Genomic DNA, 12,998 nt, shown 5'->3' on the forward strand with positions numbered 1-12,998 from the left:
GCTCGGAGCTGGTGTGCCCAGGGCCGGCACTCCCCGTGGTCGTCCCGCCGGGCTGCTGCCGCAGCCACGACGGTCTTCGCCGCGGGCCCCGCGCTGACGGGGTGCACCGGGGCCTCTCCGACGAGGGCACCGGTGGCGGGCTGGTGACGCCTGCGCGCGCCAGGGAGACGACGAAGAACTCGTGGCTGGCGAGCACCAGCGAGGTCATCGCGGCCAGCGACGGCATGAGCCACCGCGGCAGTCGCAGGTCCGGCAGCACCTCGGTGGTGGCCGTGGTCGCGAGTGTCGCCGGACCGGGCACCGCGCGGAACGGCCTGGCGGGTGCACGTCCGTGGCCGCTCCCTTGGCCCGGTGCCATGATCACCCGACCGGTGGTGGTGCGGCTGGGACGGTGGAAGGCGGTGTCGGCGGTGGAGCCCTTCCTGCCCGACCTCTCGGCGCTCTTCTGGCTGAAGCTCGTCGGCGGGGCGGCCCTCTGGGTGGTCCTCGAGCGGCTGCTGGCGTCCCGCGAGACCGGCACGTCCGACGGCGACCGGGCCTGGTCGGTGCAGTGCTGGATGCGCGTGGAGGCCGGCGAGCACCCGCCGCTGTCGCACCGGTGGCGCGTCGGGCGCGCCGTGGTGGGCCCCGGTTCCCTGCAGCTGTCGCCGGGCAGGGTCCTGCGCCCCGGGAGGGGGGCGCCCGTCGCCGTCGACTTCCAGGCGGTCGAACGCGACCGGGTCCAGCGCGCGGGGTGGCGCCACAGCCTCCGCTTCGAGGCGTCGACCCACCTCGTCCCGGTGCGCACCACCGCCGGCGCCCGGCTGCTGCTCGGCGTGCCCGCCGGCGACGTCGACGTGGTGCTCGACCTCCTCGAGGGACGTCCGCTGCCCGCCCCCGAGGAGCGCGAGGAGCCCTGGCCCTTCCCCAGCACGGTGGTCGTCACCGGACGTCCCGCCGCACGGGGCCATGCCTCCCCCGACGGTCCCGATGACGTGCCGGCGCAGCTCCACCGGTGCCTCGACGACGTCGAACGCCAGCTGGCGGCCGAGCGGATGTCCCTCGCTGACCTCGACGGCCTGCGGGTGCGCACCACCGACCCCCACGCGGTGGCGGCGAGCGTCCGCGAGGTGGCGCAGCGGCTGCGCGACACCGGGTCGGCGCCGTCGATCAGCGTGCTCGACGTCGAGCGCCTCGCCGCTCAAGGTCAGCTCGTCGAGGTGGACACGACGGCCACGGCCGTCGGCCTGCGCCCGAGCCCGAGCCCGAGCCCGAGCCCGGGGGCAGGAGAGCCGCGGTGACTGGACCTGCCCGGCCCTCCCCGCCCGGTGGCACGTGGCGCCAGCGCAGGGCGCGGGCCCGCGAGGAGGCGCGGACGGCGTGGTGGGCCCGGATCGTCGCCGCCGTGTCACGGGCCGCGCAGGCGGCGGGTGGCCTGTCCGCGGTGGAGGACGCGAGCGGGGACGAGCCGAAGCTGGTGCTCCGCCTGGCGCACCCCGAGGACGACGCCGAGGAGCGGTGGGCCAGCACGTCGAACCGGGGGGCGGGGATCCTCGCCCTGGAGTTGTCCGGTGGCTTCACCGAGCTCGAGTTCGAGGTCGACGACGACGAGCTCGCCGAGGTGGCCGACCGCTTCGTCGCCCTCGCCGCCGCGCACCTGCACGGGCGGTCCCGCGAGGGCGAGGAGCCGCGCCGCGACGGCAGCCCGCGGCGGTTCCTGGAGGTGGTCCTCGACGGTGAGGTCCACCGGGTGCAGGAAGAGCCCGAGCCCCTGTTCGGCTCCTGTGCCGAGGCCCTGCTGGGCCTTCCCCTCCTGCTCGTCAGGCGTCTCTTGGGGCGGCGCCGCTGACCGAGTGGTGGGCCGAGTGGTGGGCGGCGAGGGCCAGGGCCCGGTCGCGCAGGTCGGCGCGCAGCCGCGCAGGGTCGACCACCTCCACGTCCAGGCCGAGCATCCACAGTGCCCAGCGAGCGTGGCGGTCGTCCTGGAAGGTGACGTCGAGGAGCCGCCAGCCCGCCCGGCCGGCTCCGGCGACGGCACCTGCGTCCAGCGGCTCGTCGCCCAGCACGGAGACCGCGGTCGCCAGCAGCTCGGCCCTCCGTGCAGGCTCCACCGCCAGCCGGACGCGCACCTGCTGCTCCCCCGCGCGGAACCGCGCGCTGCGCTCGCGCCACAGGGCGGCGAGGTCGACGTCGTCGTCCCGGTCCGCCTCCTCGGGCAGCACGTCGGCGCGGGTGACCCGTGAGAGCCGGTACGTGCGGTCCCGGCCGGACCGGGTGGCGAGCAGGTAGTGCCGGCCGCGGGAGGTAACCAGGCCGACCGGGTCGACGGTGCGGGTGGCCCCTTGCCCACCAGCGCCGTCCGCGCCGGTGTGCTCGATCCGCAGCCGTCGCCCCGCGACCACCGCCTCCCGCACCGCCGCGACCACCGCCGGCAGCACCTCGTCAGCGGCCTGGCGCCTGGCGAGCAGGTCGGCGTCGGGCTCCACGAGGAGGCGACGGGCGGCGCTGCGGGCTCGCGCGACCCCGGCCGCGGGGACGGCGTCGAGCACCTTGCGGACCGCCGCACCCACGTCGGCGCCCAGGCCCAGGGCGTGGCCGGGGCGCGAGGTGGTCGCGAGCAGCGCGGTGGCCTCGTCGTCGGTGAGGCCCGTCAGCTCGGTGCGGAAGCCCGGCAGGAGCGCGAAGCCGCCGTGACGCCCGCGCTCGGCGTACACCGGCACGCCGGCGGTCGAGAGCGCCTCCACGTCGCGCATCACCGTGCGGACGGAGACCTCCAGCTCGGTGGCCAGCTCGGGCGCGGTCATCCGTCCGCGCTGCCGCAGCAGCAGCACGAGGGAGACCAGACGGTCGGCGCGCACCCGCAGATCGTGGCGGATACCTGACAGGAGGTGACAGGTATCCGCACCAGAGTCCTCCACGCGGCGCAGGGCCGCACAGGTGGACAGGAGCTGGTGCAGCGTGGAGCGGATCGCGGTCAACCCGGTGTCGTGGTCGACGGAGCTGGGGTTCAACCAGGGGGAGCTCGTCGTGGGAGCGCACCGCACGCTCTACGTGTCGGGGCAGACGGCCACCGACTCCACCGGGGCTCCCCAGCACGTCGACGACGTCGCCGCGCAGCTGGCGCTGTGCCTGGACAACGTCGAGGCGGTCCTCGCCGGAGCGGGGATGACGCTGGCGGACCTGGTCCGCCTCAGCGTGCACACGACCGACGTCGACGCGCTCCTCCCCCACTACGGGGTGCTGGCTGGCCGGCTCGGGGCCGCTGGAGCTGCACCGACGACGACGATGCTCGGCGTCGTGCGGCTCGCGCTGCCGGGTCAGGTGGTCGAGCTGGAGGCGACCGCCGTCGCCTGACGGCCGCTGGGGCGGTGCGCCAGGAGCACGCCTGCGAAGCCCACGGCCAGCAGCAGGGACGCGACCACCGGCCCAGCGCACCTCGACCGTGGACGCTGTGTTCCGGTGTGGACTCTCACACCGGAACACAGCGTCCACGGTTCTTCCGCTGCAGCCCGCCGTGCGTGCTGGCTGCAGATGACGCACGGCCCGTCTGGCATGATCACGCGCCGCTGAGCTCGACCGACAGGACAGCGCCATGAACGGTTCCTCCCGCCCCGGCGCACCGGATGGCATCCGGCACGAGCGCCGGGCGCGTGCGCGGGAGGCCTCGCGGAGGGCCCACGCGGACCAGGTGGTGGCCGCGGTCACACGGGCCGGGCTGACAGTGGTGGTCTGACCGTCCACGCCGAGCCGGGGTGCCGCGACGCGACGGTGCTGCTGCGCCTGAGCGACCCGGCGGACGACGACGCCGCGGTGCGGTGGGCCCGCATCTCGAACTGGGGCGGGGGTGCTTGCCCTGGACCTCTCCGGCGGCTTCACCCTCCTGGAGTTCGAGGTCGACGACGAGACCCTGCGCGAGACGGCCCGAACGTTCGCCGCGCTGGCCGCTGAGCACCTGCACGGCCGGTCCGGCGAGGTCGAGGAGCTGCGCCACGACGGCAGCCAGCGGCGACACCTGGAGATCACCGTCGACGGCGAGCTGCACCACGTCGCCGGGCCGGCGGAGCCGCTGTTCGGCTCGTGCGAGGAGGCGGTGCTGGGGCTCCCCCGCATCCTGCTCACCCGCCTCCTGCTGCGGAGGCGCTGGTACGGCACCGACCTCGCGTCAGCTGGCGGCTCTGGAGGCGACCGCCGCGGCCTGGTCGCGGCCGGGGCGGTGTGCCAGCAGCACACCTGCGAAGCCCACTGCCAGCAACAGGGATGCAACCACCGGTCCCGCGCCGACACCCGCGACCAGGCCGGCCACCCGCACGGGCGCCGACAGCACCAGCGCCCAGCCGGCGCACCAGGGCACCGTGCGCCGCTGGCGCAGAGCGGCGACACCCAGCACGAGCACACCGACGAGCGCTCCGAGGCCGAACAGCACGTAGGCCCCCACCATGGCGGCGGGGGCATGCCCGTCCTCGGCTGCGGCGTAGGCGCTGGGGTCCGCGCCGGAGCGGGCGAACCCCAGCGCCGTCGCCGTCTCCACCGACAGCGCCACAGAGATGACGTAGGCGCTGCTGGTCAGCCAGGCGCCGGCCGCCGCCGTCCGCGGGGTGCGGCGGGCGAGGACCGCCGCGACCGCCCAGGTTCCGGGAACGAGCAGGAGGGCCGCCAGCAGGCCGGTGGCGACGGCCACCTCGGTGAGCACCGGGTGCTCACCGGCGACCCGGACGACGTCGGCACTGGCGGGCGCCGGGCCGGCCGCAGCCACGAGGGCGTTGGTGAGGGCGAGCAGCAGGGCCCCGCTGACCGCGGCGGCAGCTGCGCCGGGCACGGGGAAGGGCGCGGCCCGGGCGACGACCGCGGCAGGGAGCGGCGCGGTGGTCACGACGCGCGCCCTGAGCGCTGCGCCGCACGGCTGGACCTGTCGGCGTCGTCGAACTGGTCGACGAGGAAGGCGCTGAGCGCCAGCCGCTCGGCCACGAGCGCACCTGCCCCTGCCTCGCCCCTGCCGACGAGGTGGTACGGCACCGCGTCGAGGCCGCTGCGCAGCAGGGCGGAGGCGGCGAAGGCCCAGCGGACGTCCCGCTCAGGAACGCGCACCCCTTCCGCAGCCAGTCCGTCGAGGTAGGCGGGGACGACGACGCCGACCACGCCGGGCAGCTCCGCCGCCGGCAGGAGGCTCGCGTGGACGGGCCCGACCACCAGCTGGCCGAGGTCGAAGCCGAGGGCGTGCGGGCTGGTGAAGCTGACGTCGATGGCTACGAAGCCGTCCGGCTCGTCGGCGGGTACGAGGAGGTTCTGCGGGCTCGCGTCGCCGTGTGGAAGGGCCTGCCGGTGGTCGTCGAGCCGGTCGAGCACCTCACTGACCCGCTCCCCCGCCCGCCGCAGTCGCTGGCGCAGCTGACCGTGCGGCACCAGCCACGGGTGCTGCCACAGCGCGTCGTCGGACAGCGGAGCCAGGCCGCGCAGCGGGACCGACCGCTCGGCGTACATGCGCAGCGCGAAGCCCGGCGGGAGCCCACCGACGGCCAGCACCTCGGGCGCCGTGGCGCGCGCGTTCCAGCGGCCGAGCAGGTGGGCCGCCCGGGCGTACCGGGCCAGGTCCCACGGGTCGGGGTGCTCGACGACGTCCTCCATCCAGACGGCGGCGCGGTCGTCGGGGAGCTCCACCACGCGGTGCAGCACCGGGCTGCGCATCCCGGCGGGCAGGCAGCCCTGCACGCGGGGGTCCCAGAGCGCGAGCTCCGCCCGCCACGGGAACTGCTCCACGAACTGCGCGGCCATCGGCGGTGGCAGCTGCGCCAGCACCGGCCAGTGGCGCACGTGCTGCAGGACCTTGCAGAAGAGCGACCAGGGGTGCCCGTCGGCGTCGCGACCCCGCAGGCGGTGCAGGGAGCCAGTGGCAGGGGAGCCGGAGGCGTAGTCGACGCCCTCCAGCCGCCAGGCGCCGTCGGGTCTGACTGCCAGTGCCTGCTGCAGGAGGTCGGTCACCGCCTCGCGCTCCGCCGCCGGGGTGGTGTCCAGCAGTGCGGCCACGTCCATGACCGACCTCCAGAGGTAAGGTTGCCTTCCTAGTTCGGTGACGAGAAAGGTAAGGCTGCCTGACCATGTCGGTCAAGGGTCATGGCGACGCTCCCGCGCAGGACGTGCCCGACCACGTCCTCGCCCTGCTCGGGACGCTCCTCGACGGGCTCCGCCGCGACGTCAAGGCCGCACAGGTGAGCCGTGCGGGCCTCGACGACGAGATGCGCGGCCTGCGCTCCTCGCAGCTGCGGCTGCTGAGCCTCACCCCGGCAGACGGTCTGCGCGTCACCGACCTCGCCGAGCGGCTCGGCATGACCAAGCAGGCCCTCGGTGAGTTCGCCACCGCCCTGGAGGACCGGCGGCTGCTCGAGAGCGTGCGCGACCCCGCGGACCGACGGGTGCGCATCCTGCGCCCGACCCAGCGCGGGCTCCTCGCGGCCAGACAGGCGACCGACGTCATCGCGGAGGTGGAGGTGCGCTGGCGCGAGCGCCTCGGTGCGGAGCGGTGGGACCTGCTGCGCGAGCTGCTCGTCGCGGCCGCCCGCAGCGCCGACGAGACCCTCGCCTGACCGCGTCCCGACCCGCTCAGGAGGACGACGGCGGACGCCACCCCGGGTCCCGCCCGGCGAGGCCGAGCGCCCGCTCGAACGGCGGCGCCCCGTCGTCGACCGGGACCACGGGACCGAACAGCCCCTCGCGCTTCCACTGGTCCCCGGGCGCAGCGACGGCGGTGGTGAACGCGAGCACGACCGCCGCCGACGCGTCGTCCACCTCGTAGTCCTGGCCCGTCGCTCGAGCCAGGTCCCAGCCGTGCAGCACGACCTCGTCGAGCGCCACCGCGACGGCGTCAGGTCCCTCCATCACCACACCGCCGGCCTCGAGCTGCCGGCCGTACTGCGCCGGGTCGAGCCAGGCGGCCGCGAGCGCCGTGAGCCGCGCCGGTGCGAGCTGGCGCCATGAGGGGTGGAGCCCCGCGAGTGCAGGCGCGTCACCGTCGCCCTCGCCGTCCGGACCCGGGGCTCCGGGGGTGAAGGCGAGCGACAGCCCGAGGAGGTGGGCCAGCAGCCACGTCACGTCCCGGCCGTCACACGGTGTCGGTGAGTGCAGCTGGTCGTCGCGGACGCCGAGGGCCACCCGGGCGGTCTCGGCGCAGGCGGGGCGAAGGTCCAGAAGGTCGTCCATGCGGGACAGACCGCACGAGGCGGCGGCACTCATCGCCCCGGAGGACGGCGCAGCACGACGAGTCGTCGACGGGTGGGGTGGACTGGTCACGAGGACGTCGAACGTCACCCCGTGGAGCTGGCACTCGCGCTCTGGCGCTCCAGCTCACGGGCAAGGTCGGCGCGCTGGGCCGCGGTGGCCGCCATCGAGCTCTCCACGAAGGCGAGGAGCCGGTCGCGGCTGGTGCTGTCCGCACTCTCCGCAGGACCTGCGTCTCCGGGCACCACGACGCAGCGCTGGTGGAGCACCCCGTCGTCGCGCACCGCGTAGACGCCCTGGTTACCGCCGACGGTGAAGAAGACGCCCGCGTCCGCGTCGTACGCACCGAGCAGCAGCACGTACTCCCCCTCGGGCAGGGCACCCGCCCCCGGCGGCTGGCGCGAGAACAGGCGCATCCCGTGGGGGAAGCTCCCGACGAGCGACTCCACCGCACTGGTCTCCACCCACGACCCGTCGCCCGCCCAGAAGTCCGACGGCAGCGCTCTCCCCGTGACGTGGACCTGCGCCACTGCCTCGACGAACCCGGGCAGCGAGGAGGTGAGGTCGTCCGCGCTGGTCGGGGGCGCGCAGGGCGCGTACGTCGGCCCCGTCAGCGGCGCGGGCGGCGGTGACCGGGTCTGACCTGAGGTCGCCTCCGCCGGCGCCGCGGACTGATCGCCGGGCAGCGCCGCCCCCGTCGCTCCCCCGCCGCAGCCAGCCAGCCCCAGCAGGACGACGACGGCGACCGGGGCCAGCACAGCAGCGGCCACCGCCGTCGTCCTCATCGAGCCTCCCGTGGGGTTGCCAGTGCGACACACACCCCTCCTCCGCGCGCGGGCCCCCGCGGGGTTGCACGCACCTGAGCGCTGCTCGTGCCCTACGGCGTCACGCAGGAACCGGCGGGGTCCACGACATGTGGTGGCAGACCATGTCGAAGCCGTTGCGCAGGTAGGTGCGGTGAGCGTCGTGGCGGGCGTACCCGGTGTCGAGGTGCAGCTCGGCGCACCCGCGGGCCACGGTCTGCGCCTGCGCGTGCCGCAGCAGGAGCGCGCCCAGGCCCTGGCCGCGGTGCTCGGGCATCGCGACGAGGTCGTCGACGTAGAGGATCCGACCCCACGCCATCGTGGTCAGCTCGCGGAAGCCCATGACCGCAGCCACGTCACCGTCGCGCTCGACGAAGACGACCTCGAAGCCCGCCGCCGCCTGCGCGCGCCACCGGCGGACGAACTCCTCCTCGTCGAGGTGGGGACGCAGCACGCGGTAGGCGGGGAAGCAGCGGCGCACAGCCGGCTCGTCGGTGGCGCGGAGCACGTCGTCAGCACCCGCAGCGTCGCTGATCATGCGCGGGAGCCTAGGCCCGCCCGCCCCGCGGCCCGGCGGTCCCGCACCAGCAGGGCGACACCCACCAGCGCGCCGAGCAGCGCGGCTCCGCCGTGCAGGTCCCCCAGGACGAGCAGCGCCAGCCCGCCGACCAGCGCCAGCGCCCCCGCGACCCGCGCGAGCACCGGACCGCGCACCACCGCGACCACGGCCGAGGCCGCGGCCAGGCCGAAGACCACCACGGAGTTGCCGGCGCCCACCGGCTGCACCACGGCACCCCAGAACTGCGCGCCGACGCCCGCCACGAGGCCGATGAGCGCGAACCGGCGAGCACCCCACGCCCGTTCGGCCAGCACCCCCACCACGGCGAGGCTCACGAGGTTGAGCACCGCCCCGGACGCGCCGCCGTCCTGCACGGTCAGGGACGTGACCAGCCGCCACCACCGTCCACTCCGAGTTCCGCTGGCGCACCGGAGGCGTCGGCAGCGAGGTCATCCCCTGGGTGGTCACCGAGGACCCCGCGACGGGACAGATCACCGACCTCGAGGTGCAGGACTGGGACGACGGCCCCTACGACTGCTGACACCGCGGTGCATCGGCGCCGCCCGCCCGCTCGCTCGCTCGCAATCCACTGGACCGGCGCAGCAGCACCGGTGACGATCGCCGCGTGACCCGGAAGCGCCGCGGACCCACGTTCGCCCAGGTGGTGCAGGAGCTGCGCGAGGCCCCTGCAGCTCCGGTCGCCGAGCCGCCGGTCGGCCGGATGGTCGGTCCCGACCAGCTCTACGACCCGCGTGGGCACCGCTTCCAGCGCGTCGCCCGTGACCTCAGCCCGGCGGTGGCCCTCGCCGAGGTCACGGCGGGTGCTCAGGTGGCGTGGGACCGGTGCGGGTGCGCCGGGTGCTGCGGTCTGGACTGGCTCGACGCCCAGCACGTGGCCCGGCTGGTCGCGGCCGGAGCGCCCTCGCCGCGCCGCCGCAGGGACCCGGTCTCCCACCTGTCGGCGTGGGAGGCGGACGACGGGTCCGTCGTCGTCCTGGCGGTGGCCGACGTGCGCTGGGGGGACGTCCTGGCCTGAGTGCGCGGTCCCCCCAGGGGATGACGACGGCCGCGCAGGGAGCGTGATGTGCTCGACCATGGTCTCCCGCACCAGGCGCGTGCGACGGCTGCGCCTCGCGGCCGCGGGAGCCGCTGCGGCGCTCGTGCTGACCGGGACCGGTGTCTGGCTGGCGACCACGCCCACCCCGCCCTCGGTGCCCGTCCCGCTGAGCCTCCTGCAGCGGCACGACCTGCACGCCCGCGTGCTGCTGGTCGCTCGCGAGGTGGAGGACCCCTCGTCCACGCCGTCCCCGCAGGAGCGGGCCACCCACCTCGCAGACCGCGCGGACCTGCGGGGGGAGGCCGTCACCGACGTCGCGGCCTACGCCCAGAAGACCGCCGACGAACAGGCCGTGCTGGCCCGGACGGGCAGCCCCGTGACCGACACGGAGGTGGAGCTCGAGAGCATGTCCGCCACGAGGCAGCTGGGCGGTCCGCTCCGCGTGTGCGCCCGCATCCACTCCACGCACGACGTGCAGACGGGGCCGGCGTGGCAGGAGGTCACCCCGTGGGTCTTCACCGTCGACCCGGGCGACCAGCACATCACCGACGTCGAGGTGCAGGACTGGGACGGCGGCGGCCACACCTGCTGACCGGCTCGTCCAGCGTGGTCGGTGCGGTCAGTGCATGTGCATGCCGCCGTCCACGCTGAAGGTCGTCCCGTTGACGAAGCCGGCGCCGTCGGAGAGCAGGAACGCCGCCACCTCGGCGACGTCGGTCGGCTGCCCGACGCGTCCCGCGGGGATCCCGGAGGCCATGCGGGCCTTGCGCTGCTCGTCCAGCGCGCCGCCCATGATGTCGGTGTCCACCGGCCCCGGGACCAGCGCGTTCACGGTGACCCCGTGCGGGCCCAGCTCGCGCGCGGCGCCGCGCGCCAGACCGAGCACCGCGGCCTTCGCCGCCGCGTAGGCCGACTTCGAGAACGTGCCCCCACCGTCGAGCGCCGTCACCGACGACGTCAGCACGATCCGTCCCCGCCCGACCGCCACCATGCGCCGTCCGGCCTCCTGCACCAGCAGCAGCGAGCCGGTGGCGTTGACCGCCATGACCCGGTCCCACTCGGCCAGCGTCACCTCCAGGAGCGGCGTCGGGCTGGGGATGCCTGCGAGGTTCACCAGCCCCGTGACGGGCGGCAGCTGCTCGTCGGCCGCGCGGAAGGCGGCGGCGACGTCGTCCGGGGAGGTGACGTCGCACGCGAGCCCCAGCGCCGTGGCGCCGTCGACCAGCTCCCCCGCCAGCTCGGAGGCGCGCCGCTGGACGCCCTCGCCGTCGACGTCCAGGAGCAGCAGGCTCCAGCCGTCGCGGGCGAGCCGGTGCGCCACCGCCCTGCCGATCCCCCGCTCCGAGCCCGCCCCCGTCACCACCGCTGTCCTGCCGCTCACCTGCACCGCGCTCCCCCTCGTCGTCGTCGAACTCCGCCGCAAGCCCTCGAGCTGCCTCAGCCGAGGTGGCGGCGGAAGAACTCCACCGCGGCCACCTCGTCGACGGACCCGCCGCCCTCGTGGCCGTTGTACGGCCACACCTCGATCTCCTTGTGGACGGACGCGTCGGCGCCGCCCCACTCGGCGTGCGCGGCGAACGGTCCCGACGGCGGGACGACGGCGTCCATGAGCGCTGCCGTGAACCGGGCCGGTGCGCGGCCGCGGCGGGCGAAGCCCACCCCGTCGATGTGGTCCAGCGTGCGGTGCACGGCGTCGACCTCGTCGCGGTGGACGGCGAGGTAGCGGACCAGCTCGTGGAAGGGGTCGGCGTCGGTGATCGTCATCGCGCGGCGGATGTCGCACAGGAACGGCACGTGCGCCACGACCGCGCCCACGTCGGGCACGAGCGCCCCCGCGGCGATGGCCATGGCCCCGCCCTGGCTGCCGCCGTAGACCGCCACCCGCGCGCTGTCGACCACGGCCAGGGTCCGCGCGGCGTCGACGGCGCGGGCCGCGTCGGTGAACAGCCGGCGGTAGTAGGAGGTCTCCGGGGAGGTGATCCCGCGCGTCATGACGCCGGGGAACTGCGGGGAGTGGCTGAGCGGGTCGGCGGTGCCGAGGTCGGGGGTGGTGCCGCGGCTCCACGTCGAGCCCTGCCCGCGGGTGTCCACGTGGAGGTGGGCGAACCCGCAGCTGGCGAAGAGCAGGTCGTCGGCGGGCTCACCGCGCCCACCGCCGTACCCGACGAACTGCACCACCGTCGGCAGCCCTCGCCCGGAGGCCTCGGCTGCGGCGACCGCACCGGCCGGCACCCGCAGCCAGGCCCGGACCGGCTGCCCGTCGAAGCCCGGGAAGGTGACGTCGTAGACGTCGACGGAGGTCAGCGGCGTGGGCTGGGGGACGACGACGACGTCGCCGCCGGCCGCGCGCGCCTGCGCGAGCGTGGAGTCCCAGAAGTCGACGAGCCCCTCCGGGTCTCGGTGGGCGCTGCGGTGGGTACGGAGCTGGTCCAGCGGCATGTCGGTGAGCACGAGCGCCATCGTGGCCCGCGCGGCGCGGTGGTCGCCCGTCGGGTGCACGGGCGCCGTCTGGAACAGGCTCGGCGGCTGCGCTGTTGCCACGCGCGTGAAGGTCGAGATCTGGTCCGACGTCGTCTGCCCCTGGTGCTACGTGGGCAAGCGCCGCTTCGAGCAGGCGCTGTCGCGCTTCGAGCACGCCGACGGCGTGGAGGTGGTCTGGCGAGCCTTCGAGCTCGACCCGAACAGCTCCTCCCACCCCGAGGGCACCCAGGTCGGCCCCGACGACTACGCCGAGCGCCTGTCCCGCAAGTACGGCTCGGGGCTGGAGCGCGGCCGCGAGATGGTGACGCAGATGACGGCGACGGCCGCCACCGAGGGTGTCGAGATGCGCTTCGACAGGGCGGTGAAGGCCAACACCGTCGACGCCCACCAGGTCATCCACCTCGCGCTCGAGCGCGGGGGCGCCGCGCTGCAGGGCGCGGTCAAGGAGCGGCTGCTGCGCGCCTACTTCACCGAGGGCGAGGCCGTCGGTGACCGCGCGGTGCTGCAGCGCCTCGCGGTCGAGGTCGGCCTGGACGCCGACGACGTCGCCGCGGTCCTGTCCGAGGGCCGCTACGTCGACGCGGTGCGCGCCGACGAGGCGGAGGCCTCGGCCATCGGCATCTCCGGGGTGCCCTTCTTCGTCATCGACAGGAAGTACGGCGTCTCGGGCGCCCAGTCGGCGGAGGTGCTGCTGGGCGCGCTGCAGCAGGCGTGGTCCGAGAGGGCCCCGCAGCTGGTGATGACCGGCGCCGCTGGCTCTGCTGGCGGGAAGGGCGGGGCTCAGGACGCGGCTGGCGAGGCCTGCGGCCCCGACGGCTGCGCCATCTGACGCCTGCTGCCACGACCTGGGCGCCCACCGCGTCCGTGGTCACGGTCGTCCGCCACCCCGCGTCCTGGTGGGTGGCGGAGT

The 12,998-nt window shown here is 75.5% G+C and carries 15 protein-coding genes and 1 pseudogene; 7 read left to right on the plus strand and 9 right to left on the minus strand.

The window, feature by feature from the left end:
- Positions 1-101 precede the first annotated feature (101 nt).
- Both FMM08_RS14035 and FMM08_RS14040 read left to right on the plus strand, forming a co-directional pair.
- Positions 102-1,280: a RidA family protein gene (locus FMM08_RS14035; protein WP_147927013.1), complete on the plus strand. Its 1,179-nt coding sequence runs from the start codon at positions 102-104 to the stop codon at positions 1,278-1,280.
- A complete protein-coding gene (locus FMM08_RS14040; protein ID WP_147927014.1) occupies positions 1,277-1,828 on the plus strand; it encodes a hypothetical protein in 552 nt (183 codons plus the stop codon). The genes FMM08_RS14035 and FMM08_RS14040 overlap by 4 nt, the downstream gene beginning before the upstream one ends.
- Here the strand turns inward: FMM08_RS14040 and FMM08_RS14045 are convergent.
- Positions 1,800-2,837 (minus strand): helix-turn-helix transcriptional regulator, encoded by a 1,038-nt coding sequence (locus FMM08_RS14045; RefSeq protein WP_147927015.1) that lies wholly within the window; start codon positions 2,835-2,837, stop codon positions 1,800-1,802. The two genes, FMM08_RS14040 and FMM08_RS14045, sit on opposite strands and share 29 nt — an antisense overlap.
- A gap of 100 nt (positions 2,838-2,937) precedes the next feature.
- Between FMM08_RS14045 and FMM08_RS14050 the strand changes: the two genes are divergently transcribed.
- Positions 2,938-3,333 carry a RidA family protein gene (locus tag FMM08_RS14050; protein ID WP_147927016.1) on the plus strand — a complete coding sequence of 132 codons (396 nt, stop codon included), beginning with the start codon at positions 2,938-2,940 and terminating at the stop codon, positions 3,331-3,333.
- Positions 3,334-4,141: 808 nt separating this feature from the next.
- Here FMM08_RS14050 and FMM08_RS14055 read toward each other — a convergent pair.
- Together FMM08_RS14055 and FMM08_RS14060 are read right to left on the minus strand one after the other, a co-directional pair.
- The gene (locus FMM08_RS14055; RefSeq protein WP_147927017.1) at positions 4,142-4,849 is read right to left on the minus strand and encodes a hypothetical protein; all 708 of its coding nucleotides are present in this window, start codon (positions 4,847-4,849) and stop codon (positions 4,142-4,144) included.
- Positions 4,846-6,006 (minus strand): aminoglycoside phosphotransferase, encoded by a 1,161-nt coding sequence (locus tag FMM08_RS14060; protein ID WP_147927018.1) that lies wholly within the window; start codon positions 6,004-6,006, stop codon positions 4,846-4,848. The genes FMM08_RS14055 and FMM08_RS14060 overlap by 4 nt, the downstream gene beginning before the upstream one ends.
- 65 nt (positions 6,007-6,071) lie before the next feature.
- Between FMM08_RS14060 and FMM08_RS14065 the strand changes: the two genes are divergently transcribed.
- Positions 6,072-6,557 (plus strand): MarR family winged helix-turn-helix transcriptional regulator, encoded by a 486-nt coding sequence (locus FMM08_RS14065; RefSeq protein ID WP_147927019.1) that lies wholly within the window; start codon positions 6,072-6,074, stop codon positions 6,555-6,557.
- 16 nt (positions 6,558-6,573) lie between these two features.
- Here FMM08_RS14065 and FMM08_RS14070 read toward each other — a convergent pair whose 3' ends face one another.
- The 4 genes and pseudogenes from FMM08_RS14070 to FMM08_RS14085 all read right to left on the minus strand — a co-directional run.
- The gene (locus tag FMM08_RS14070) at positions 6,574-7,170 is read right to left on the minus strand and encodes a TIGR03086 family metal-binding protein (protein WP_147927020.1); all 597 of its coding nucleotides are present in this window, start codon (positions 7,168-7,170) and stop codon (positions 6,574-6,576) included.
- A 104-nt stretch (positions 7,171-7,274) separates the two neighbouring features.
- Positions 7,275-7,973, minus strand: coding sequence for a hypothetical protein (locus tag FMM08_RS14075; RefSeq protein ID WP_147927021.1), 699 nt, complete (start codon positions 7,971-7,973; stop codon positions 7,275-7,277).
- A 100-nt stretch (positions 7,974-8,073) separates the two neighbouring features.
- The gene (locus tag FMM08_RS14080; RefSeq protein ID WP_147927022.1) at positions 8,074-8,529 is read right to left on the minus strand and encodes a GNAT family N-acetyltransferase; all 456 of its coding nucleotides are present in this window, start codon (positions 8,527-8,529) and stop codon (positions 8,074-8,076) included.
- A pseudogene (locus FMM08_RS14085) lies at positions 8,526-8,945 on the minus strand (rhomboid family intramembrane serine protease); the annotation flags it as partial. The pseudogene FMM08_RS14085 and the gene FMM08_RS14080, both read right to left, overlap by 4 nt.
- Positions 8,946-9,175: 230 nt before the next feature.
- Here FMM08_RS14085 and FMM08_RS14090 point away from each other — a divergent pair.
- Positions 9,176-9,586, plus strand: a complete 411-nt coding sequence (locus FMM08_RS14090) for a hypothetical protein (protein WP_147927024.1) — start codon at positions 9,176-9,178, stop codon at positions 9,584-9,586.
- Positions 9,587-9,644: 58 nt separating this feature from the next.
- Positions 9,645-10,199 (plus strand): hypothetical protein, encoded by a 555-nt coding sequence (locus FMM08_RS14095; RefSeq protein ID WP_147927025.1) that lies wholly within the window; start codon positions 9,645-9,647, stop codon positions 10,197-10,199.
- Positions 10,200-10,226: 27 nt separating this feature from the next.
- On the opposite strand, the gene FMM08_RS14100 is transcribed toward FMM08_RS14095, so the two are convergent.
- Both FMM08_RS14100 and FMM08_RS14105 read right to left on the minus strand, forming a co-directional pair.
- Positions 10,227-10,988, minus strand: coding sequence for an SDR family NAD(P)-dependent oxidoreductase (locus FMM08_RS14100; protein WP_255472397.1), 762 nt, complete (start codon positions 10,986-10,988; stop codon positions 10,227-10,229).
- A 56-nt stretch (positions 10,989-11,044) separates the two neighbouring features.
- On the minus strand, positions 11,045-12,148 hold the full coding sequence (locus FMM08_RS14105; protein ID WP_255472398.1) for an acetylxylan esterase: 1,104 nt from the start codon (positions 12,146-12,148) through the stop codon (positions 11,045-11,047).
- 4 nt (positions 12,149-12,152) lie between these two features.
- Here FMM08_RS14105 and FMM08_RS14110 point away from each other — a divergent pair, with 4 nt between their 5' ends.
- Positions 12,153-12,917, plus strand: coding sequence for a DsbA family oxidoreductase (locus FMM08_RS14110; protein WP_255472401.1), 765 nt, complete (start codon positions 12,153-12,155; stop codon positions 12,915-12,917).
- Positions 12,918-12,998: the final 81 nt, after the last annotated feature.

Origin of the sequence: Quadrisphaera setariae (genome assembly GCF_008041935.1) — a bacterium.
GTDB classification, from domain to species: Bacteria; Actinomycetota; Actinomycetes; order Actinomycetales; family Quadrisphaeraceae; genus Quadrisphaera; species Quadrisphaera setariae.

What these genes read in the sequence shown, in the direction of transcription:
- FMM08_RS14095 (WP_147927025.1), top strand. Translation starts at nt 9,645, where the DNA reads ATGGTCTCCCGCACCAGGCGCGTGCGACGGCTGCGCCTCGCGGCCGCG.
- FMM08_RS14080 (WP_147927022.1), bottom strand. Translation starts at nt 8,529, where the DNA reads ATGATCAGCGACGCTGCGGGTGCTGACGACGTGCTCCGCGCCACCGAC.
- FMM08_RS14070 (WP_147927020.1), bottom strand. Translation starts at nt 7,170, where the DNA reads ATGGACGACCTTCTGGACCTTCGCCCCGCCTGCGCCGAGACCGCCCGG.
- FMM08_RS14075 (WP_147927021.1), bottom strand. Translation starts at nt 7,973, where the DNA reads ATGAGGACGACGGCGGTGGCCGCTGCTGTGCTGGCCCCGGTCGCCGTC.
- FMM08_RS14065 (WP_147927019.1), top strand. Translation starts at nt 6,072, where the DNA reads ATGTCGGTCAAGGGTCATGGCGACGCTCCCGCGCAGGACGTGCCCGAC.
- FMM08_RS14060 (WP_147927018.1), bottom strand. Translation starts at nt 6,006, where the DNA reads ATGGACGTGGCCGCACTGCTGGACACCACCCCGGCGGCGGAGCGCGAG.